The 20,989-nt window shown below is 42.5% G+C and carries 14 protein-coding genes; 8 read left to right on the top strand and 6 right to left on the bottom strand.

The features are described 5' to 3' along the window. Nucleotides 1-190 precede the first annotated feature (190 nt). The 3 genes from AAG747_RS27215 to AAG747_RS27205 all read left to right on the top strand — a co-directional run bounded on the left by AAG747_RS27215 (nucleotide 191) and on the right by AAG747_RS27205 (nucleotide 6,076). Nucleotides 191-1,084, top strand: a complete 894-nt coding sequence (locus AAG747_RS27215; protein WP_346824418.1) for an ABC transporter ATP-binding protein — start codon at nucleotides 191-193, stop codon at nucleotides 1,082-1,084. Then, nucleotides 1,077-4,625 carry a M1 family aminopeptidase gene (locus AAG747_RS27210; protein ID WP_346824417.1) on the top strand — a complete coding sequence of 1,183 codons (3,549 nt, stop codon included), beginning with the start codon at nucleotides 1,077-1,079 and terminating at the stop codon, nucleotides 4,623-4,625. Before AAG747_RS27215 ends, AAG747_RS27210 begins: the two co-directional genes overlap by 8 nt. Nucleotides 4,626-4,897: 272 nt before the next feature. After that, complete coding sequence (locus AAG747_RS27205; RefSeq protein ID WP_346824416.1) at nucleotides 4,898-6,076, top strand: acyltransferase family protein; 1,179 nt, start codon at nucleotides 4,898-4,900, stop codon at nucleotides 6,074-6,076. A gap of 38 nt (nucleotides 6,077-6,114) precedes the next feature. Here the strand turns inward: AAG747_RS27205 and AAG747_RS27200 are convergent, their stop codons facing one another. Beyond that, nucleotides 6,115-9,957: a BamA/TamA family outer membrane protein gene (locus tag AAG747_RS27200; RefSeq protein ID WP_346824415.1), complete on the bottom strand. Its 3,843-nt coding sequence runs from the start codon at nucleotides 9,955-9,957 to the stop codon at nucleotides 6,115-6,117. Between the two features lie 991 nt (nucleotides 9,958-10,948). Here AAG747_RS27200 and AAG747_RS27195 point away from each other — a divergent pair. Next, nucleotides 10,949-11,584 (top strand): TonB-dependent receptor, encoded by a 636-nt coding sequence (locus AAG747_RS27195; RefSeq protein ID WP_346824414.1) that lies wholly within the window; start codon nucleotides 10,949-10,951, stop codon nucleotides 11,582-11,584. A 146-nt stretch (nucleotides 11,585-11,730) separates the two neighbouring features. On the opposite strand, the gene AAG747_RS27190 is transcribed toward AAG747_RS27195, so the two are convergent. Next, the gene (locus AAG747_RS27190) at nucleotides 11,731-12,396 is read right to left on the bottom strand and encodes a DinB family protein (RefSeq protein ID WP_346824413.1); all 666 of its coding nucleotides are present in this window, start codon (nucleotides 12,394-12,396) and stop codon (nucleotides 11,731-11,733) included. A gap of 649 nt (nucleotides 12,397-13,045) precedes the next feature. On the opposite strand from AAG747_RS27190, the gene AAG747_RS27185 reads away from it, so the two are divergent. Then, complete coding sequence (locus AAG747_RS27185; protein WP_346824412.1) at nucleotides 13,046-14,041, top strand: hypothetical protein; 996 nt, start codon at nucleotides 13,046-13,048, stop codon at nucleotides 14,039-14,041. Here AAG747_RS27185 and AAG747_RS27180 read toward each other — a convergent pair. Continuing rightward, complete coding sequence (locus tag AAG747_RS27180; protein ID WP_346824411.1) at nucleotides 14,038-14,631, bottom strand: DUF4291 domain-containing protein; 594 nt, start codon at nucleotides 14,629-14,631, stop codon at nucleotides 14,038-14,040. The genes AAG747_RS27185 and AAG747_RS27180 overlap by 4 nt on opposite strands. Nucleotides 14,632-14,837: 206 nt before the next feature. Between AAG747_RS27180 and AAG747_RS27175 the strand changes: the two genes are divergently transcribed. Together AAG747_RS27175 and AAG747_RS27170 are read left to right on the top strand one after the other, a co-directional pair. Then, nucleotides 14,838-15,791, top strand: coding sequence for a hypothetical protein (locus AAG747_RS27175; protein WP_346824410.1), 954 nt, complete (start codon nucleotides 14,838-14,840; stop codon nucleotides 15,789-15,791). Nucleotides 15,792-16,035: 244 nt separating this feature from the next. After that, nucleotides 16,036-17,019, top strand: coding sequence for an NAD(P)-dependent alcohol dehydrogenase (locus AAG747_RS27170; RefSeq protein ID WP_346824409.1), 984 nt, complete (start codon nucleotides 16,036-16,038; stop codon nucleotides 17,017-17,019). Between the two features lie 45 nt (nucleotides 17,020-17,064). Here AAG747_RS27170 and AAG747_RS27165 read toward each other — a convergent pair whose 3' ends face one another. After that, a complete protein-coding gene (locus AAG747_RS27165) occupies nucleotides 17,065-17,661 on the bottom strand; it encodes a Crp/Fnr family transcriptional regulator (RefSeq protein WP_346824408.1) in 597 nt (198 codons plus the stop codon). An 84-nt stretch (nucleotides 17,662-17,745) separates the two neighbouring features. Between AAG747_RS27165 and AAG747_RS27160 the strand changes: the two genes are divergently transcribed. Then, entirely contained in the window at nucleotides 17,746-17,895 is a 150-nt protein-coding gene (locus tag AAG747_RS27160) for a hypothetical protein (protein ID WP_346824407.1), read from the top strand. 2 nt (nucleotides 17,896-17,897) lie between these two features. Here AAG747_RS27160 and AAG747_RS27155 read toward each other — a convergent pair whose 3' ends face one another. Then, the gene (locus AAG747_RS27155) at nucleotides 17,898-19,097 is read right to left on the bottom strand and encodes a glycosyltransferase family 2 protein (RefSeq protein ID WP_346824406.1); all 1,200 of its coding nucleotides are present in this window, start codon (nucleotides 19,095-19,097) and stop codon (nucleotides 17,898-17,900) included. Nucleotides 19,098-19,247: 150 nt separating this feature from the next. After that, complete coding sequence (locus AAG747_RS27150) at nucleotides 19,248-20,924, bottom strand: hypothetical protein (protein WP_346824405.1); 1,677 nt, start codon at nucleotides 20,922-20,924, stop codon at nucleotides 19,248-19,250. Nucleotides 20,925-20,989: the final 65 nt, after the last annotated feature.

Here is a 20,989-nt window from a genome sequence, read left to right as displayed (position 1 = left end):
CTTTGTATTACAGCAAATGTACATTTTTAGCTTTGTTTTCAAGCATCTTCCTCAAGCAATTGACACCGGGGAAACGGCTGTTCACAACGGCACTTGTCGTTCGACAGGCTTAAATGGTTGTTCGTCATTTGTCATCGGTCAAACCAGATAAAATCCTATACTTTTGGATCAAATTAGGAATACGAACCATATGCTTACCATCAGAAATCTATCACAAACTTACCCTAACGGTGTTCAGGCGCTAAAGTCGGTCACGCTTGACATCGAACCTGGCATGTTCGGCCTTTTGGGGCCGAACGGTGCCGGGAAGTCTACCTTAATGCGAACCTTGGCTACTCTTCAGGAGCCTACTCACGGGCAAATCTTATTCGACAATAAAGACATCCTTCAAAACCCTAACGTCCTCCGCCAATGCCTGGGATACTTGCCGCAAGAGTTTGGCGTCTATCCCAAAATCTCAGCGTATAACCTGCTAGATCACTTGGCAGTGCTAAAAGGAGTTCTCCATAAAAAAGAACGAAAAGAACAGGTGGAAGCGCTTTTGCAGCAAACCAACCTCTATCAGGTACGGAACAAATCGGTCAATACTTTTTCCGGAGGAATGCGCCAACGCTTCGGCATTGCTCAGGCGCTGTTGGGCAATCCGCAATTAATCATTGTGGACGAACCTACCGCAGGCCTTGACCCGGAAGAGCGCAACCGCTTTCACAACCTGTTAAGCGAAATCGGGGAAAACATCGTGGTCATTCTCTCCACCCATATCGTAGAGGATGTCCGTCAGCTCTGTTCCAAAATGGCGATTCTCATTGCCGGAGAAATAAAGTTGTACGGAAGCCCCAATAAACTGGTGGAAGCACTCAACGGTAACATCTGGCATAAAATGATTTCGAAAGAACAATTGCCTCACTACCAACAATCAATGCAAGTAATCTCTACCCGCTTGATTTCGGGGAAAACCCAAATTGCAGTACTTGCCGACTACCAACCCGAACTGGGTTTTGAACCGGCCGAAGCCGACCTGGAAGATGTGTACTTTGCCACTTTGTACCAACACCAACATGAAAAAGGAGGGGTACATGTTTAACAAGATGTTGGCTTTTGAAATAAACTATTATGTCCGGCAACCGGTCTTTTGGATTGTCATGGCATTAGCAATACTTAACGGAACCGTGCTGGTGAGCAATGCCGGGGAAAAAGCTTATTTTATCAATTCTACCTATGCCATTCTTCACGGAACTTCCATCCTCACCACAGCCACTATACTGGTCGTAGGTTTTTTGGGCGCCTCTGCCCTACTCAGAGATCACCAATATAAAATGGAATCTCTAATCTTCTGTACTCCGGTGGATAAGTTTCAATATCTGACGACTCGCTTTACCGGGTTATTCTTGATGGCTTTGTTGGTACATTTCGTTGCCATCGTGGCAATGATCGGGGCTTTGTATGGAATAGAACCGGAGCGAATCGGCCCCTTTCATCTGGAATATTATGCCTATGGATTTTTGGTTTTGATGGTCCCGAATACTTTGTTATGCAGTGCGGCTATTTTCAGTGCTGCGGTTTTTACCAAAAAAACCGTTTACCTGTACATCGTCATCCTCCTGGTGTATATCTGTTACTTTTTCGGTTCCCTGTTAGGGAATTCCCCCCTGATGGCGGCCTACAATCCCTTGCTGGAACAAGGATCAGGGTTGGCCACTTTGTTAGATCCTTACGGGCCTATGGCTCTTTTTCAACAAACTGCCTACTGGTCGGTGGATCAAAAAAATACCATGTTGCCCAGTTTGTCCGGCAACTTTCTTTACAACCGTCTTTTCTGGCTGACCATCGCGCTTTCGTTGTTTGCCGTTACTTACCGGTTCTTCTCTTTTAAAATCTTTCAAAAAGCTTCCGACAAACCCAAAAAACAGGAGAAAACCCTCAAAAAACCCTTACGCTACGTCAGAATTCCGGTAAAGACAAATTCTCTGAAATTTCATTTTTTGTCCTTGTTTTCCCGGATAAAAATCGAATACCTGACCGTCTTAAAAGGCCTGCCTTTTCTCATCATCCTGATAGCCATCATGCTCTTCAATGTCCTGACTTTGTTTGAGCGGATTCACCGGGGAAGTATGGGAACGGAAGCGTTCTACCCATCCACCGAGTTGATTCTGGAACTCTTTCAAAGTGACTTGCTAAATCTGGGCATGCTTATTTCCGTATTTTTCACGGTTGAGCTTTATTGGAACGAACGCGCTGTTAAAATCAGCTTTTTGACCGATGCCACTCCGGTTTCCAGTGTCACCCTTTACCTCTCTAAATTACTGGCATTGGCCATGATTTGCCTGACGCTGATTGCTTCCATATGCCTTACATCTATCGCCTTGCAACTTTCTCAAGGATATTATGCTATCAAACCGCATTTGTACCTGATCGCCCTTCAGAACATTGGGTTGCCACTCCTTTTATTTGGAGGCTTGACCTTTTTTATACAGAGGTTTGCCCCGAACAAAGCCGTTGGGATTGCTTTGGGGGCCATTCTCTTGCTGCTTCCCAGGCTGATCAGTTATACCCCTTTCACCCATCCTCTTACACTGATTGGTTACCAACCTGATTTTATCTTTTCCGCCATGGCCAATACTATCTACCATGCCGAAGCCAGCAATTGGTACCATATGTATTGGGGAGCATTTTTGGGTCTTACCGGGATATTGACCATCCGGTTTTGGAAACGGGGCAACCTGCAAAAAGCAGAAGTACTTTCCCCCAAATCAAAGATGCTTCTCTGTTTGTTTGGAGGTCTGTTTCTCTTAAGCGGGGGGTATATTTTCTATCAAACGAATGGGTTAAGCAAATTTACCGGAAAAGAACAAGCGCTGAACGAAAAGGCTGAGTATGAGAAGAAGTATTCTCAATTTGCAGATTTACTCCAACCTACCATTACGCAAGTCAATGTTGCAATAGATATCTACCCGGAAGAACATCGATACCAGGCAAAAGGACATTATTTGGTTGAAAACAAACACGATAAACCCATCGAAAAGCTGATGATTTCCCTGCCGCATATCAACCGTATTCGCCATACGGTATCGCTCCCGGCCGGAAAACTTCTGGAGGAAAACTTAGCCGATCAGATCTATTGGTTTCAGCTTCATACTCCTTTAAAACCTCATGAAACTACCCGTTTGGAGTTTGAAGTGACCATTACCCGTTCGCCCTTCGACCGCCTGGACGGGGAACATTACATCACGCAAGGCGGGACATTCTTTGAGCTGGAAGATTATCTTCCTTTTTTCGGGTACTTATCTGATCATGAGATTCAAAATGAAAAAGAGCGAGAAAAAAGAGGTTTGGCTCCCCTGGTGAAAACGAACCCGGAAAACAGCCCTTCCCGGCAAAGCGAAGATGGCTTGTATTTCGAAGCCCTCATTTCTACACCGGAAAACCAAACGGCTGTTACCGTAGGCGATTTGCTAAGTGAGACGGTGAAAAAAGGCAGGCGCTATGTTCATTATAAAACCGACCGGAAAATCGCCCGGCAGTTTGCCATTGCTGCAGCTGATTATGCCTTGGCCCGTTATCAGCATCAAGGCATTGACTTACTCATTTATCACCACCCCGACCACCATGGCGATAATGAACGGATTGTAGACGCCCTCCGTCATGGGTTTGATTACTGCCAGGAGCAATTCGGGCCTTACCCGTTCAAAACCTACAAAGTGGTAGAGGTTCCCTATTTTTCCAGCCGGCAATCCCACGGTTCGGCCTATCCGGGAATGCATTTCGCAGTAGAAAACCGGATGTTTCATATGAAAGCATCTTCTTCCGGACGGAATGAGCTTGCCAAGGGACATCTGCACGAATTGTCGCACCAATACTGGGGCTATTGCTTAGAGCCTAACTATATCCGGGGAAGTAAGTTGCTCACAGAGGTACTTGCACAATATTCAGAAAATGCCATTTACGAAAAAATGTACGGAACTTACAGTGGCAATGATGAAGTAGATTTTGCCCTGGATATTTATTTGCGTTCCCGTACTAATAATCAACTTTCTGAAAGTCCATTGTATCAAGTGACAGGAAGCGAACCATATGTTTACTATGGAAAAGGGTTGTATACGATGATGGCTTTGCGCAACTTCATCGGGGAAGACAAAGTGAATACAGTGCTTAAAAATATGCTGGAAAAATTTGGCTATCCGCACAAACCTACTTCCATTGATTTTTTGAACGAACTTTACCAAGTGGCTGATACCTCACAAATTCCAATCATCGATGATTTGTTCAAGCGAGTGGTTTTTCATGATTTTAAATTGTCAAAAGTAGCAATCAAACCCAAAAACGGACAATTCGAAGTCACCTTGGATGTACAGGCTGTGAAAACCGTATTAAAAAATAACAGTCATCAAGAACTCAAGGAAACAATCAACGAATGGATTGAAATCGCTTGTTATTCGGACTATCCGCAGCGGGAGAATCAAAATATGACCTTTATTCAAAAATTCCACTTGCAGCAGGATTTCTGTCAAATTCAATTTATGACCAGCGAAAAGCCGGCATACATCATGATTGACCCGAATCGCTACCGTATCGACCGGAATTTGGAAGACAACCTTATTGAAGGGATTGGAGGATTGAGGGAATGAAGGGTTGAAGGAAAAGAGTGAAGCAACGAAGGGTTGAGGGAGTGAAAGAAAGGATTGAAGGATTGAGGGACTGGGGGAGTAAAGGAGGGAAGGGTTCATAGTATTCTCTCCCTCCTTACCCACTCCTTGAATCCTTATGTGCTCTACCGTACTTATGTGGTTCTGCTTTTTCTCCTGTTATCCCCGTTAATATTATTTAACGGTTTAGGATATCCGAAGTGCGGTCAATAACATTGCTGCCCAATCAACCACAGTGCAGATACCTACTTTACATGAATCGCAAAAAAATCTACTTCCCCGGGCTGAATAGCATTCGTTTTTTTGCTGCTTCGGCAGTGATCTTACACCATGTAGAACAGTACAAATCCTGGTTTGGCTTGCCAAATATCTGGGGAAATAGCCTTTTGATTGACCGTCTGGGACACAATGCCGTATCCATCTTTTTTGTACTCAGCGGCTTTTTGATTACTTATCTTTTGCTTGTCGAAATGCAGCAAACCCAAACCGTAGCATTCAAAAAATTCTATTTAAGACGTATTCTCCGGATTTGGCCCTTGTATTTCTTTATCGTATTCCTGGCTACCTGCCTGCTCCCCTATATCATTGGTTTTGAGGTAAACGAACATGCCTTTGATCGGATGGGTTTAAAGTTGCCTCTTTATCTGGGCATCTTGCCCAATGTGATGCGGTTAATGGATGCATCTCATCAAATTCCGGGACTTAATCAAGCTTGGTCTATCGGTGTGGAAGAACAATTCTATCTGATATGGCCTTGGTTCATTTGGCTCTGTCGCAAGCACTTATTGAAAGCCCTAATAATCTTTATATTCTTCAAACTCACGATCACCTTCTGTTTAAGTGGATTACTGTTGACCGATGGACTCAATGAACAGACCGTATTTATCTTAAAGATGGGAAAGCAGTTCTGGGATTTGCTCTTGATCGAACAAATGGCAGTGGGAGCTATTGGCGCATACGTTCTGTTTAACCGGCATTCCATACTGTCATTCGTCATGCACCCGGCCACTGGAATTTTAAGTTTTATCATGACGATAGCTCTGTTATTTAATCCGCTGCACTTTCCCGGATTTCCAGTGTTAGAGGCAATGGTATATGTTTTGTTTATCATTAACCTCTCTTGCAATACAAGCTATTTTCTCAAAATGGAGAATGCCTTTTACAACTATATGGGCAACGTATCCTACGGCATCTATATGTACCACACGGTCTGTATTAGCCTGGCAATTAGCTTATTGATGCATTTAAATATCTCCGATAATTTGCTATTCAACCTATTGGTCTACCCATTGTCCATAGGATTAACCTTTGGAGTCTCTATCACCTCTTACAACTATTTTGAAAAACCCTTCTTAAAATTAAAAACCAAAATGGCCATCGTAAAAAGCGGGCAAAAGGCTATAAAACCATCACCGGAGAAAGTAAAAGTATAATAGTGCGCAAAGATAACCCATGGTATCAATCATGGGTTTTAAAACATAAACCCTAAACGCAAATTAGCAATAAGATCTTCTTCTTCGGAATGGGTAAAGTCTACGGCAATTACCGCTGCATTAAACGGAGCCATCCAAACACCTCCTCCATATCCCCGGTGCCACTTATCCGACTTACCGTCCGGAGTTGAAGGGTCGTTTTCTACCCATACTCTCCCTTGGTCATAAATACCATTCAGTCCGACTTCCGCATTGAGCAATAACGAGCGAAGGTTGAAAATTTTGAACCGGAGTTCATTGTTCCAATAAAAACTTTTGTCTCCGGCAAAGCGCATCCTCCGGTATCCCCGTAGCGTTGACGAACCTCCCAATCTATTACCTTGATAGAGCTGTTGGTAATTGCCCTCATTAATACCACCTCCTACACGGGAAGCCAAAGTAGTTTTAAAACGATCGCCCAAGCTGAGATAAAGGGAGAAGCTTCCTGTAAAATAATTATACTTAACATCTTTCATTTCACTACTGCCATTGGTCTCCAGTACGCGCCCGGCCAAGAAACTGGCGGTTACCCCACGGGTAGGCATGAATTCGCTATTCCGGTTATCAAACAAAAGCTGTGTATAAAAACCCATATAATGCTTTTCATCTCCTAATATTCGCTCAATCGCTCCCTCTCCGATCTGCACTCTATGTTCGTTATAAATATAGCGATTGGGAAACTCTGTCTGTTCATCCCTTAACTCTATAGAGCGATAGTAGCCACCCAAGATCCATTCAAATTGGTCGTTTAACATGCGTTTACGCAAACGGGGAAACAATTGTATTTGATTATAGCGTACCGTATAATATCGTTTCCCTTTCATATCCCTCTCGTTTAGTGTTTCATTTCCCAAGCCATAGAAGTAATCGACAAAGCTCGGATACATCACTTCCGCTTTCAGCAAAAAGTCCCACTTTTTAATCACTTCGATGAACTCCCCTTGATACACAAAGCTGAAGGAACTGGTTTTGGGCGCTATATTTCCTTTTAGTTCATGTTTTTGCTTATAAGGAGCTTTCCGGAATCCATGCGTCTTGAGCAATACCCCGCCTCCTACAAACAAACCATCGTCCGGGTTGTAGCCAAAAAATGCGGTAGGCCCCAGGTAATCAAATTTAAATGCCTTCCGGTTATATTCATTTACGTTGGGATCTGTGGAACGCAGGTCCTTGGTTTCTTTGCTCTTTACTAATTCGGAAGTAGAGGGTGTATCATAAACGATGGTCTTTTTACGTAGTCCGGCCACAGAAGAGCTGTCTACAATGCTATCGGGGCCCTCACCGGCAATGATTCTGACTTTCAAGCCTTTCTTGGTATTGCCGGAAAGCACAAAACGGTCATGACCACCCAACCCGTACAGGCGGATTTCTTTGGTTTCGCCTGTTTTGAATATCCGGTCGTACATTTTATGTTTTTTTTCGGCATCCTCTTTTTTGATTTTCCAAACCCTCACCCGGGTTTCCCGATCATTCAACCTTTCCACTTTAAAAAGTTCGTGTTTATCAGAGCCTGTAATGTCTACATTTTTTGCCAAGGCTTTGTATAAAATTTCAGAATACCCTTTTAGGTGATCCCTCCGGGATTTTAGTTTTTCGACAATCTGTGGCCCATGATAAGGATACACTTCTTTGGGAAATTGACGGATGGCTCCTTCAATCAAGGAATCCGTCATAAGGCTTTGCAGGCGTTCGGTTTCTTCCAGCCAGTCCTCCAGATCCGGCTCGGTTAAGAAAGAGCGGTCGAAATACCGGGAGTTGAAAAACAATCCCGCAGGGTCCCGGATTTCCTTTTTAAAACCTTGGAATTTCCGGATACCCCATTTGCGTGTGCCCACATCCATCAACAAGCCCTCCGCATTAAAAAATACCTGATCGCGGTCTCGGGGAATCGGTTCATAATACTTATATCCTTTCTTTGGATGTTTTTGTTCCGCCCAACGCCATTGGTCTTCGTGGCGGTCCCAGTCTCCGATCCACATATCAAAGATTCGCGAACGGAGTACAAGCTTTTGGTCTACCAGATCGTCATTGTCTTCCCCTGTTTTTTCCAAGACCTTCGCAGTGCTTTTAATATCTTTGGAGTTTCCGAAAAAAGCAGCTTCACGCCAATCTTCATCCGGTCTTTCTTCAAACAAGTACAAAGCCCCGCCAAAATCGGCCCGGTATTTTCCTAATCTGGGGTCGTCCGGCAAGTACACCAATTCCGGATTGGTGTGATACACCCCCGCAGCTTTGGCTAAAGGCGGTACCACCAAGGCCGCATAAGGATGGGCTCCGGAGATTTGTTCTTCTACTACTTTGGCAGCGATGGTGCCTCTTAGCTCAACAGGCACCGCTTTTTCCGGAAATTTTTCCACCGAACGCAATACATATTCTTTCCCATCATTGGCCCTCAAGCGTAAAGAACGGGTCTGCATGCCCCCTCCCTTTTTTAGAATTTCCAAGCCTCCTTTTTCTTTCCCCAGGTCAAAAACGGGTACATCCCGGATTTCCTGGCGCCATTCTTTACGGTAGTTATCACCCAGCCAAAACCGTTTGAAGGCATTGGAGGCCAGCCCTTCCGTTGCTTGTGCGGAAGTCGTTTGCCCGGTATAGTCAATACTTTCCCGTTTTTGCTCTAGTTGAGTGAGGTCTACTTTTTGAGTGAATAATTTCTTTTGGTAGGCTAATGTTCCCCCTTCTCCCCGGGCAATGTAGAAGCTCAGCCATACATCTCCCGACTGATAAAAATCGAGCCGGGCAAAGCCTTTTTCCAAGGCTCCGAACATCGCTTTTTTATTCTTTGCCACATAATCGGTTTTCCCTCCTGCCCCGCTGATTACTTGGTGTACATTTTCTAATTGCAAGTATTGTAATGAATGGTCGTGTCCACTGGCATAGATGATATTGGGATGGGTAGCAAAGATTTTTTGTAAGGCTTTTCGCAGAAGTTTATACCGGGGATGGGGCGTATCTTGTATATTCCCCATCACCGTCCTGTAAAACACATACACACTTCCCAAACCGGGTAGAGGAACCCAAAGGTTTTTCTTTGCATCCGTCAGTGGAAATACATGTTGAATGGCCGGTGCATGCCCTCCGTGAGTGCCTACCGAGGCCAACGGATGATGGGCCAAGACTACAATTTTTTTATGCTCGTTCTGTTTGATAATATCATCCAGTGCTATCAGAAATTCTTCGTCTGTTTGATATTCGCAATCCGAAAGCTCATCGGAATTTTCATCCGGTCCTTCTCCCGGTTTCTTATGAGGGTGTAACCACCATTGTGTATCTATGACTACCAGTACCAGATCGTCACCAACCGGAATTTCCACCGGACCGGGACATCCCCCACCGGGCAAATAACTTAAGCTGTCCTGCAAGTAGTTTTTCACAAATTTTTCTTGTTCCAAAATACGTTCAAGACCATACGATCTCCCTTGGGCCCAATCGTGATTTCCCGGTACAAACACTACTCTCCCCTTACTTTTTTGAGCCAATTCCAGTTGGGTTAATAACCTTTGCTCCATAGCCTCCCGGTCTTTTTCATGCGATAAGGGTAGGCCTTTGGGATACAAATTATCTCCTAAAAAAACTAAAGAACTCTTGTTCCCTGTTGCTTCCAATTGTTGCCCTAAATTGACCAGATTGGGTTCTAAAGGGTTCTGTTGAGCATCTCCGGCATCACCAATTAGAAATATGGTATGATAAAGCCGGTCATCCGGTGAAGGCTGTTGCTCTTGCCAACCTTTGGCAGACGGGTTATAAAATAAAGTTCTTTGAGCTACTGCCTGTTGGATCGTGAAACAACCTAACCATAAAGTAATATATAATATCCGGGAGTGTATGGTAGTGGTTTTCATTTGTTTGATGTTGTTAATTTGGGTCTTCAACCTAAGTACTACACAAAAATACTTGCCCGGAGCTTCTAACTACTATTTTTCTTCGATTATTCGTGTAGTAGGTTCATCAGTAAGGTAGACCCAGCAATATAACACTTCCAACAAAGAGCAAAGACCCGTAGATAAAAATTGGACTTTTACTAGTTTCTTCAAATCACTGATATCTTCTCTTATTCGATTCGGATATCTTTTTTAGATAAAGTCGTAATGCTTGGTTTTTTCTCAATTGGTCTTGCTTTAAGTCAAAAAAATACAGCAACATATATTTGTTTGTTTTATGATGTCACCCCATCTTATTTTTCAGATATCTTCACTTATTTTTCAAATAATTTCAGTTAGCTTTTCACTTAGCAAAGCTTCAAAAAATATTTTTTTAAGAAGGTTTGCCAAATGAAATTAAGAGCAAAGTTCTTTTAAGTGAAAATACCTTAAACAGAGTAAAATACCCGCATAAAGTAATCCAAAAAGAAAGGGAATCTTCAGAGGCCGGAAAGCTGGTTTAGTTTTGTACTTTTCAAACAAACAATCGTTAGAAAGGCATCAGATTTGACTTATCTGCGGTTGGATTCGTATTCACAGATATGAAACCCTCTAGTGATGACAAGTAGATGAACGCCCAAGCCCTTTTCAGAGATTTTTCCCGGTGTATCTGTCAATTTTTCCTTCAGCACTTCAACTCTACACCAGACTGACAGAACCCCTTCTGAATGAATAGTTTCATTCAATTTAAAGCATTATAAACGATGAACCGGCATGGTTTATAACATGTTTAACTACTCTCCTTTTGGGCCACATCTCCTCATTTCAAGTTGATAGTTAATTATTTTTTCAATTACTTTGCCCCCTTTTTACGGGAGCAGGCATCTACTATGGTAGTCGTTAACATCAATACTACCGGTAGTTTTCTCCCATCTCATTAAAAAATAATTTTACAACTTTCAATCCCCTATTCATGAAAAAACACCTACTTTTCATCGTACTTCTCTGTGTGGTATCACTTTCTTCCAAGGCCCAAAAGGGTATTTCTTTATCCTTGGACCATGAAAGCCCACAAGGAGAACTCGGTGATATTTACAATTCTACCATTGGCTTCACAGGAAGTTATGTCATCAATAAAGAAAATACCGTTTTTAACATAACCGCAGGATACCATGCTTTTCAGGCCCAACAAGATTCATTCTATTATCAAGTGAATAGCGATGAACTCAGAGTTGCTAGCTATGGAAAATACTCCGCCATTCCGGTATACATGGGGATGGCCTATAAAATAACACTTTTTGATAAGTTAGATTTAAACCTTGGAGGTGATGTTGGAATGTATTATGTGATCTACAGCCTTCACACAATAGATGCTTATCATGACACTGATGAATCCTATGCGGGTCATTTGGGGCTTTTCAGCCCCAAAGCCGGATTGGTCTATACATTATTCGATTCCTTTCAGATAAAACTGCAGTCGAAGTATAACTTAATTTTAGACATTGGAAATTCAGCCCCCTATGCCTCAAATCATCATTCTGAGCTCGGGCACCTTTACAGAACCTGGACGAATGGGCTTTCTTTAACGTATTACTTTCCACGTTTCTAATCATGCTATCGCCTTCTGATACCAATACTGGCCAATTCGCTGAATTCAATACGTTCAGCGAATTGGCCCAACTACAGAACCATTCCTTCCCTACTACTCCGGTGCCTTATGGCCAAAAACGCTAACCACTATGCTTCCAAGTCCTCTTATTTCTTCTTTTTTGCCGAGGGCAAGCGACTGACCAGCCATTTGATTTGTCCGTTGTGATTGGATTCGTGCTCACAAACATGAAACCATTTACAATAGTTATTAGTGGGGCCCCAAGGCCATTCTTTATCCACCTCCATGAGCCAATCATCATCGCGCTTGGCTAATTCCTGTAAAGTCTGATTCCGGACCTCCTCTAGTTTTGTTAAATAAAAGTCCAGTGTATGGCCCTTGATGGTTTGCCGGGCTTCTGCACCCAACCTGGAAGCTGTACTCCATGCGGCTTTGTCTTCTTCCGGCCAGTCTCCCCATTTCTTACCTTCAAAGGAGTGAATTTGATAAAAGCGCTCCGTAGCAGCCAAGTGCCATAGCATGGCGCCAATGCTATTTGCATTTTCATCGTGTAAGTAGTCCAGGTCTTCCACTGTCAAATTTTTCACAGGATATAAAATCACACTCCGCATCCAGTTCATCATGGACACCAAGGTACCTACCTGTGGTGAAAAACCTTCTTTGGGACCAATAATATTGAGGTCATCTTCTTTGGACACTGGTTCGGCCCAACTGGCATTGGGCAGGGCAAACAAACTCCCTGAGCCTAAAGCAAGGGCTGAGGATTTTTTTATAAAACTTCTTCGATCAGAAGTTCCGGAGGATTTTTTCATTTTCTTATGGGTTATTTTTGAATAAGGGTAGTTATCCGGAAGTAGGTGGTTTCCATCAACAGCCTTCCGGTTAGCCAGTTGTATCCGGGTTAGTAAATACCAGGGGCAGATGATTTTCGAAGGTATGCTTTTTCAAATATTTTCCAAATCAACCGCGATTTCCATTTTTAATGGAACTGTCTAGCGGTGTCGAGTAGATGAATACCAACCCTTTTCAAAATGCCACAAAGACTCTATGACACAAAGGGGCATAAATATTTGATTTTAATAGTATATCTTGCTGTTGTTGTGCCTTCATGGCTATATATCGACCATTTTACAAGAGGACTAAACCTTTATGAAGCCGTTTCGGATTCCGGTGCGTTACTCATTTATCTCTTAGAGCATGTTTATACGTCCTCTTTTGACTGTAACTTTTCTGACAACTTACCAATGCCTTCTTTACGGTCGGTCTGACCAACTTTGAAGCAAGAAACAGAAGGGGAATGGCAAGTTCTTATCATTTGATATTCCTTACATCTCTTCAAACATTATACAAAGGCTCATCTATATTTACAAACTACTTTTGACATAGAAGAAAAAAATCACATTGGCAGCAGGTGTCAGATAGTTGCCATAACAGAAACTCGATCCACTTGCTTTAACTACCATGAAGTTTACTCAATATTCAGGAATAGTGCTTGGGGCTTTATATGGCCTTATCTTTCGAATGCTTTGTAATTGGGAAACACTTTCAGACAAATACGATCGTCCTTACAGCCTTTATAGTATCACATTTATTTGGATACTTCCCATAGTCGTCAGTATCGTCCCTTTTTTATTTGCACCAAAGCAGCTCCTTAACTCCAAAAAGAAACAAATCGCATTTCCTATGTTCAGCGTTTTGTTGTTCTTTTTAATTGCTCTATCCAGCGGTTTGGAAGATTGGCTATGCCTTTTGATTCTGGCTTTTCCTTTTTTAATTTCCGCTGGCATCACCGGCCTAACTATGGGCTATTTTATCAAAAAGTCAAAGTCAAAAAAGCTTTTCTCTCTGTTATTCCTTCCATTTCTTTTGAACCCATTTGAAGCCAGGTTGCCCAATCAAGCAAAAACCTACCAAGTAGCTACAGAAATTTGCATAGATGCCTCTCCGCAAGAAGTTTGGAAGCATTTGATAGAAGTTCCCGAAATTCGTAAAGAGGAATACAAGAAAGGATTTTACCAATACATTGGAGTACCCAGGCCCATCAAATCAGAACTTCACCATATAGAAGGTCAACTATATAGAATCGGTTATTTTACAGGAGGATTAAAACTTTACGAAACCATATCGAAATCCGATTCGCTAAACTATGTAAGCTTTCAAATTCATATTGACAAATCAGAACTGAGAGACCTTCCCACAGACAAGCACCTTTTGAAAAGTAATTATTTCGCCTTTGAAGAAATTTCATATCACTTAACGGATATGGAAACAGGACAGGTAAAATTGGCCTTGCATTGCCGTTATTCGCTTGAATCCAAGATGAATGGCTATGCTAATTTTTGGGCGGAAAGCATTATTCAGGATTTTGAGAAAAGGTTATTGGAAGCCTTAAAAATAAAAATAGAATCACCCCCTCTGACTGAGAAAAAATTGACTTTGTCCGGAAAACCCTACTAACGGATACCGATCCTTTTCTGAATATCCTCAGGCAATGGATATACTTGTTCTTTGGGTAACAACCTTTTGGCTTCTTTGTACTTCCCTTGCTTTCGCAATTGATTGATTTTTTTTGTCAAAGGTGTCATATCCAGGATTTCTTTGATCCATTCTTCGTTGTACTCTTCGATCAAGTGCCGGCTTATGCCCACCTGAATCGAACGTACTTGTAATTTCCCACCTTGCAGGGAGCGCTCCGGGTCCCATTGGATATGGACTTTTGCTTTTGCAAATTGTTCCTCCCATTCTGCCCCATTGGCATAAACTTCCTTGTCCGGATCCGTTAATACTCCCATAGACAAAGCTTTCTCCCAGCAATTTCTCTTGATGCGAATCCCTACGATATAATCCTGATTCGATTTTGTGCCCCAATTGCTTCTCGCCATCAGCCATAAGTAGGAAGGCTTGATCCAAGTCATCCGGTTGAACGAAAAAGGCTTTTCAAATTTATTATTCCTTATCGCAGGCAGGGCAATCGCCTGGTTATACGCCTGGTAAACGGTAATCAACTCCTTGTCATAGCTGGCTCGGATCTCTTGTATTTTGCTCATTGAAGTCTTCTTTTTATACTTTTTTCAAAAAATGCAGGGTATACATCACGCAAAGTACGTAAAGAATTAGGTCATTTTCTTTTTATCAATGAACAAGCCACAGAATGTTTCACCTTCATTAAACCATTTGAAACGCCAACTTTTTTATATTTGTCACTTTTACTCAAAAAACCAAACCTTGAAATTAGTACCGGATGAACTTTAAAATGAATACAAACCTCGGGTTGATCGTTTGGATTATTCCTTTGGGCATGTTTCTTTCCTTTGGCATTCCTCATATTCAAACCCGCATTGATCAAAGAAAACAAACCCAACTCGAACTGCAGGAACTCCAGGAAGAACTCGCAGAATTAAAACGCATTGAAAACCCCGATACCCGTCAAAAAGCCCGTACCACTACTTTGGAAATGAGTATTGAATTGCGGAAAAACTCCATACGGTTCGAGAACAAAGTCTATTTACAGGTGGGAGGAATGCTTGTGGTGCTGTTCACCGTACTTCTGATTATGGGAGTCAGTAGCGCAAAGGTGAATGCGCAAAACAAAAACATGGTGGGTTTTGAGCAAGATGTTTTTGACATTCCGGAATATGATCCCATCGCCCAAAAGACCTCCTGGCACTCTTTAAAATCGGGTGGGAGTAATTTTGTTACTCATAAAGTAAAACAAGTGTCACCTCATGTGCTTAAAGTAAAAAGAACTTCTGCATTCAAGGCCTTTGGTTGGGGGTTTTTACTCATAGGCCTGAACTACCTCTTCTTCCATTTTTATGGAGAATTCCAAGAGGGTACTTTATTTACTCAAGGTATCTTGAAAACTTCCCAACAATTTTTTACCAATGGAGGTCCTTTTTTCTTAATTGGTTTGGTCATCCTTTTCACCCTAAACCCTCCCTCGATTTTTGATAAGCGAAAAGGAACCTTTCAAAAAGGAGCGGAAGTCGTGCCTTTACCGGAAATTTATGCCGTACAACTGATTTCCGGTTTTGTACAGGGCAGCGGAAGAAACAGTGGCTCCTTTTTTAGTCATGAGTTAAACCTGGTTTTAAAAGATGGGAGCCGTATCAATGTGATGGATCATGGGGGAAAGGGTCATATAAAAAAGGATGCGTTAGCAATTGGGAAATTTTTGCAAGTGCCAGTGTGGAATAAATCGTCCTGAGGTTTGGAAGGCAATCCTACACTTTCGCAGGACTGCCTTCTCATCACACTTCTATTCTTTTATTCGGTTTCTCCTGAAGAAATGTATCTGGTCTTGAGGCAACAAGCTCATAGTACCCAAGCGTTTCTCTTATTTTACAATATAATCGTCCATAAAAAAAGCTCCCAATCATCATTTCTTAACTTAAGTCAACGGCTTGGATGCTCTATTCTCCTTAAACTTGCCTATGCAAAATCAAAACCATATGATGAAAGCCGTATTCTGTACTCAATATGGCAGCCCGGAGGTATTGGAAGTTAGAGAAACTCCTCTTCAAACACCGGGTAAAAACGAGGTAGTCATTCAAAATTATGCATCCAGCATCACCACAGCAGATACTTTTTTGCGTAGAGGGATACCAAAATTCAGCCGTTTATTTTTGGGCTTGCGCAAACCTAAAAACCCTAGGGTAGGCACCGGCTTTGCCGGAGTCATCACACAATTGGGTTCCGATGTAACGAACTTCCAACCCGGGGACAAGGTATATGGTGAAACCTCTTTGGAGTTTGGTGCCAACGCGGAATATGTATGCGTAAATACTCAAAAAAGCATTCTTCAACCGCTGCCGGAGCAATTGAGTTTTGAAGAAGCGGCCCCCCTCTGTGATGGTATCTTAACTTCCTACAACTTTCTGGTAGATGCAGGAAAGCTACAACGCCATCAACATGTTTTGATCAACGGGGCTGCCGGAGCTTTGGGGATAGCGGCCGTACAAATTGCCAAAAGCCTGGGAGCCAGGGTAACGGCTGTTTGTAGTGCTAAAAATGCCGCGTGGGTGAAAAGTTTAGGCGCGGATGAAACGATTGACTATCAAAAATCGGATTTCACCGAAAACCTGAATACCTACGATATGATCTTTGATGCGGTTGGAAAAAGTTCGTATCATCAATCCAAAAAAGCACTGAAAAAAGCAGGGAAATACCTCTCTCCTGTCTTAACATTTCCCTTATTACTTACCATGATGCGTACTTCTCTCGCAGGTCAGAAAAAAGCCATCTTCCAAGCTACCGGCCTGCGGAAAGTGGAAGAGTTAAACCGTTTGTTAAAGCAAATTCATCTGTTGATCCAAAAAGGGGAATTGAAAATCGTTGTTGATAAAACCTACCCTCTTGACCGGATCAAAGAAGCGCATCAGTATGTGGATTCCGGCCATAAAAAGGGAAACATAGTTTTGACCTTTCATCACTGAAAAACAAGAAAAAGACCCCACCGGTAGAAATCACCGGACCCTTGATTATATGGTATTTGTTGATTGATCTTTTGTATACAAGCGCTTTTTGATACGGCTCAGAGACTCAGGAGTAATCCCCAAATAACTTGCAATTTGATGTTGGGGAACACGTCCAATCAAACCCGGGTTGTCCTCCATCAGTTTTAAAAACCGTTGTTTGGGAGAGGAAGTCATAAATAACGCCAAGCGGTCTTGTAGCTCTCCGGTGAATTTCTCTACTTCTTGCCGGATAATCGTTTCCAAGCGCGGAATACGCTCACACATTGCTTGTTCCAGAGATTGGTCGCTCACCGTCAGAACGCACTCCTCCGCACAGACCAGGAAATGTTTGGCAGCTTGTGCATGAGCACTGCTGGTAAACGCATTGACGGGCTGTCCTTCGGTAAAAAAAGCTGTGGTTTTCTCTACGCCATCGATGATATAATACTCCCTGATACACCCCTTCAGTACCAAATAACAGTCTTTGGCTACTTCTCCTTCATTGAGCAAAACAGTCCCTTTGGGAAAGGTTTTTATGGAAGTATGTGCTACAATCATATCAAGCTCTTCTTTTGTGAAGACTTGAAAATTTTCTAAAAATTGAACCAGTTCTTTTTCCATCGTTTTCATTGTGAATGCAACAAAAATCAATTTATCTAAGTCAAGCGCTTCATTGAGTTTTTTAAAAAACTGTACACACTCACAATGTTACATTTTTTTGAAGAGGAATGGGGGCATACTACCGGATATTTTGAAAACCGGAATCCGACAATGACAGATCATTTGTATTTAAACAGAAAAAGCCCTTTGGGGCCTATGCTTTTTCCCAAAGGGCTCAACACTATCATTTCCTGAAACTACCCTGCCATTTGCGAACCTACCTGAGAACTTTTCCGGTTGGCTTTTTCCCATACGGCTGACTGTTGGCCTTTTAAATAGCGAAAAAAGCCTTGATAGACGGAAATATTCATAAAGAGAAAATAGTAAGGAATATACAGGGCATTGATTTTAATATTGCGATTGGCCAACACCCAGCCTATCGAAGCCGTACTATGAAAGGCCAGTTGCCCGGCCAATGTTACCAGATAAATCCAGTGTTGATTGAGCAATAGTAAGTTCGTAACCAATACCAATAACAGACTAAGCGGACTGAGTGTCCAGCGAAGTACCCGGTGAGAGATATACTGGAAAGACAGCAAGGGAGTTTTGAAAATATTCAAAAGTCCGGCAAGACGCACGATGGATTGAAAACCTCCGGCACTGATACGCACTTTCCGTTTTTGCTCTTCTTTGATAGAATCAGAGGGGTCTTCCTGAGCATAGGCCTCCGGCTCGTATTTTACCGTATATCCTTTGGCACAGGTTCTTAAGGAGATGATAAAATCATCCAAAATGGTATCTTCTTCCACTTCCTCGTACAGTTCGGAGCGAATCGCAAACAACTCACCGGCTGCACCCACCACGGAGTAAAGTTCCGAATCCATCTTTTTCAAAAAGGACTCGTATTTCCAATACATCCCCTCTCCCGCTCCGGCTGCTTTTTCACTTTCGCTGAGCATGATTTTCTTTTCTCCGGCTACCCCTCCCACTTCCGGGTTGGCAAAGTGCCGTACAATGTTCCGGATCGCCTGATTATTTAAATAGGTATTGGCATCGTTAAACACCACCACCGGAGTATCTACCCAGTGCATTGCCCGGTTGAGCGCAGCAGTTTTCCCTCTTCGTTCCGGCTGATAAAGCAACTGTACTTGCTCATATTTCTTGACCAATTCCGGGGTGCGGTCGGATGAACCGTCAGCTATAATGGCAATTTTAAGTTTATTTTCAGGGTAATCCAGTGCCAAAGAATTCCGGATTTTCTCTTCGATAAATGCCTCTTCATTATATGCAGCAATGACCAAAGTGACTTCCGGTTCAAAAGAGGCCTCAACCGGAGGGGTCTTTTTCCCAAAAAGCCTTTTCAACTTTACCAGGCCAACGAGCAATATGCCATACCCCAGGTAATTATAAAAGAGGATAAACAAACAAGTCCAAAAGAGTAGTTCGATCAATATCATTCTAAGGGTTCATTTAAATCAGTGAGCAAACTTCAGTTAACAAAAAGCCGATGAGAACTGAAGAAGGCTCTATTTCTTACTATAAATTTTCTTGAGTAAACTCTTCAACGTTTCCACCTAAAGTATTACAATCAGGTATTCATCAAAACCTCATTCGACTACCTCCGTCAGTTCGCCACCGGGTGCTTCTTTTCTGATAAATACTTCAATGGGATTCAATCCGTCACTCCGGGGAGCATCAAAGGTATCTACCTGTTGGTAATGTTTTTTCAGGCATTCTCTTACTTCAAAAGGATAAAAATTATTGAGCCCGGGCAGGTATTCAAACAGTACCAGGTCGTATTCATTTTGCCGGATTTTTTGACAAAAATCTTCCACTTCCTTGTCAAAAGCGCAGACACCTTTATGATACCACAAGGGATGTTCCTGACTCTTAGGCAATTCGAATCCCATTTCGTAAGCCAAAGGAGTTAACTCAGTCATATTCAATACTTTTAACGCTTTTCCTTTTTCCTTGACAAGGGGCAAATTCATCAGCTTTTCAATCCCTTTTACCGTACTCTCAGGCATATATACTTTTTGAAAAGCTTTCAGGTCGGTATAAACCCACTCCGATGTATTGGGCTTTTGTACACTTCCTTCCCCTTGGTTACTCCAGGTATTTTTGGAAACGACTTCTTTGTTTTCCACGACAAACAAGCCGGGCATGGCCTTTTGCATGATCCGTTGGGTATATTTCCAATACGTGCCGGACCACCAAACCATCACTAAAGTACAAGCGACAAGCATCACCCAGGGTCGATGAAATGGCACTTTTGGAAACAACATTGCCATGATAAAGGCAAAGGCAAAACTGTGGAAGAAGATATTGTTATCCGGCGGCACATAACTGGTTACCTGGTACAGGGCCGCTTCTACCAAAATCCCTAAAGTCATCAAGAAAAAGACCATAAAGGTTTTATCATGAAAAGCTTCCTTAACGCTTTTTACTTGCTGAAATACGATCAAGCCTACCACCAACAGGTAAAATTTCAACCATTGTGAATTTCCCAGGATTTCGGTAATAAAATCAAGTGCGGATAAGCGGGAATAATGAGGAACTTGCCCGTAGTTAAACCAGTAGGAAAACCCATAGGGAAGAAACGGGCCGATAAAAATTATAGCTGCCAGGGCAAAAAAGCCTAAAAATAATGCCATTGAACGGATACTTCTGTCCACCAGACTGCTATACAAGAGCAAAGCCAAACAGAGCATCAAGGCCAAACCTCCGCCATCTTGTTTGGTAAATACGGATAGAAAAACGAAGAAGCCCGCACCCGCCATGTAAAGCCAGGACCATTTCTTGGGCTTCCGCAAAAGGTATTTTAACAAGAAGGCCATTCCGATCAACTGAAAGACAATCACCGTATGATTGTACCAAGGCCAGAAATTGAAAAAGGAATATGAAATACAAAACACCAGGATACTTACCAGGCGAAGACCGGGATTAATCTTTACCGATTTTAAGATCGAGCGGAAGGAAAGGCCTGCCAAAATATTCATAAACACTTGTGCCTTAACCAAGGTAATCAAATAGGGGCCGAACAGTTTAAAAAACATAGCCGGAACCAGCCAAAAGGCATAGCCCATGGGCAAACCAAAATCTTTGTAAGGGAGCTCGCCATTGGCCATCCGGTAAGCGCCTTCCCAGGAGAGAAAAATATTAATCCGGTAAGGAAATGAAACAAATAAAGGCACCAGGGCAAATCCTACAATTAGGAGCACTTCTGCAATGCTTATAAGCTTTCGGTGGCCAGTCAAGGGTTCTTTTGTTAGTACTGCTTCCATATAGTTTTTACTTCGTTGGAATTGTTTGTTGCAACTTAAAAATTGGTCCGTCAAGGACATGAGTC

This window comes from Rapidithrix thailandica, from assembly GCF_039710355.1.
Lineage (GTDB): Bacteria > Bacteroidota > Bacteroidia > Cytophagales > Flammeovirgaceae > Rapidithrix > Rapidithrix thailandica.
The sequence above is the reverse complement of the archived record's forward strand: the minus strand, read 5'-3'. Positions and strand labels throughout refer to the sequence as shown.

Coding starts and splice junctions, on each gene's coding strand:
- AAG747_RS27215 (WP_346824418.1), top strand. CDS start 191: ATGCTTACCATCAGAAATCTATCACAAACTTACCCTAACGGTGTTCAG.
- AAG747_RS27210 (WP_346824417.1), top strand. CDS start 1,077: ATGTTTAACAAGATGTTGGCTTTTGAAATAAACTATTATGTCCGGCAA.
- AAG747_RS27205 (WP_346824416.1), top strand. CDS start 4,898: ATGAATCGCAAAAAAATCTACTTCCCCGGGCTGAATAGCATTCGTTTT.
- AAG747_RS27200 (WP_346824415.1), bottom strand. CDS start 9,957: ATGAAAACCACTACCATACACTCCCGGATATTATATATTACTTTATGG.
- AAG747_RS27195 (WP_346824414.1), top strand. CDS start 10,949: ATGAAAAAACACCTACTTTTCATCGTACTTCTCTGTGTGGTATCACTT.
- AAG747_RS27190 (WP_346824413.1), bottom strand. CDS start 12,396: ATGAAAAAATCCTCCGGAACTTCTGATCGAAGAAGTTTTATAAAAAAA.
- AAG747_RS27185 (WP_346824412.1), top strand. CDS start 13,046: ATGAAGTTTACTCAATATTCAGGAATAGTGCTTGGGGCTTTATATGGC.
- AAG747_RS27180 (WP_346824411.1), bottom strand. CDS start 14,631: ATGAGCAAAATACAAGAGATCCGAGCCAGCTATGACAAGGAGTTGATT.
- AAG747_RS27175 (WP_346824410.1), top strand. CDS start 14,838: ATGAATACAAACCTCGGGTTGATCGTTTGGATTATTCCTTTGGGCATG.
- AAG747_RS27170 (WP_346824409.1), top strand. CDS start 16,036: ATGATGAAAGCCGTATTCTGTACTCAATATGGCAGCCCGGAGGTATTG.
- AAG747_RS27165 (WP_346824408.1), bottom strand. CDS start 17,661: ATGGAAAAAGAACTGGTTCAATTTTTAGAAAATTTTCAAGTCTTCACA.
- AAG747_RS27160 (WP_346824407.1), top strand. CDS start 17,746: ATGTTACATTTTTTTGAAGAGGAATGGGGGCATACTACCGGATATTTT.
- AAG747_RS27155 (WP_346824406.1), bottom strand. CDS start 19,097: ATGATATTGATCGAACTACTCTTTTGGACTTGTTTGTTTATCCTCTTT.
- AAG747_RS27150 (WP_346824405.1), bottom strand. CDS start 20,924: ATGGAAGCAGTACTAACAAAAGAACCCTTGACTGGCCACCGAAAGCTT.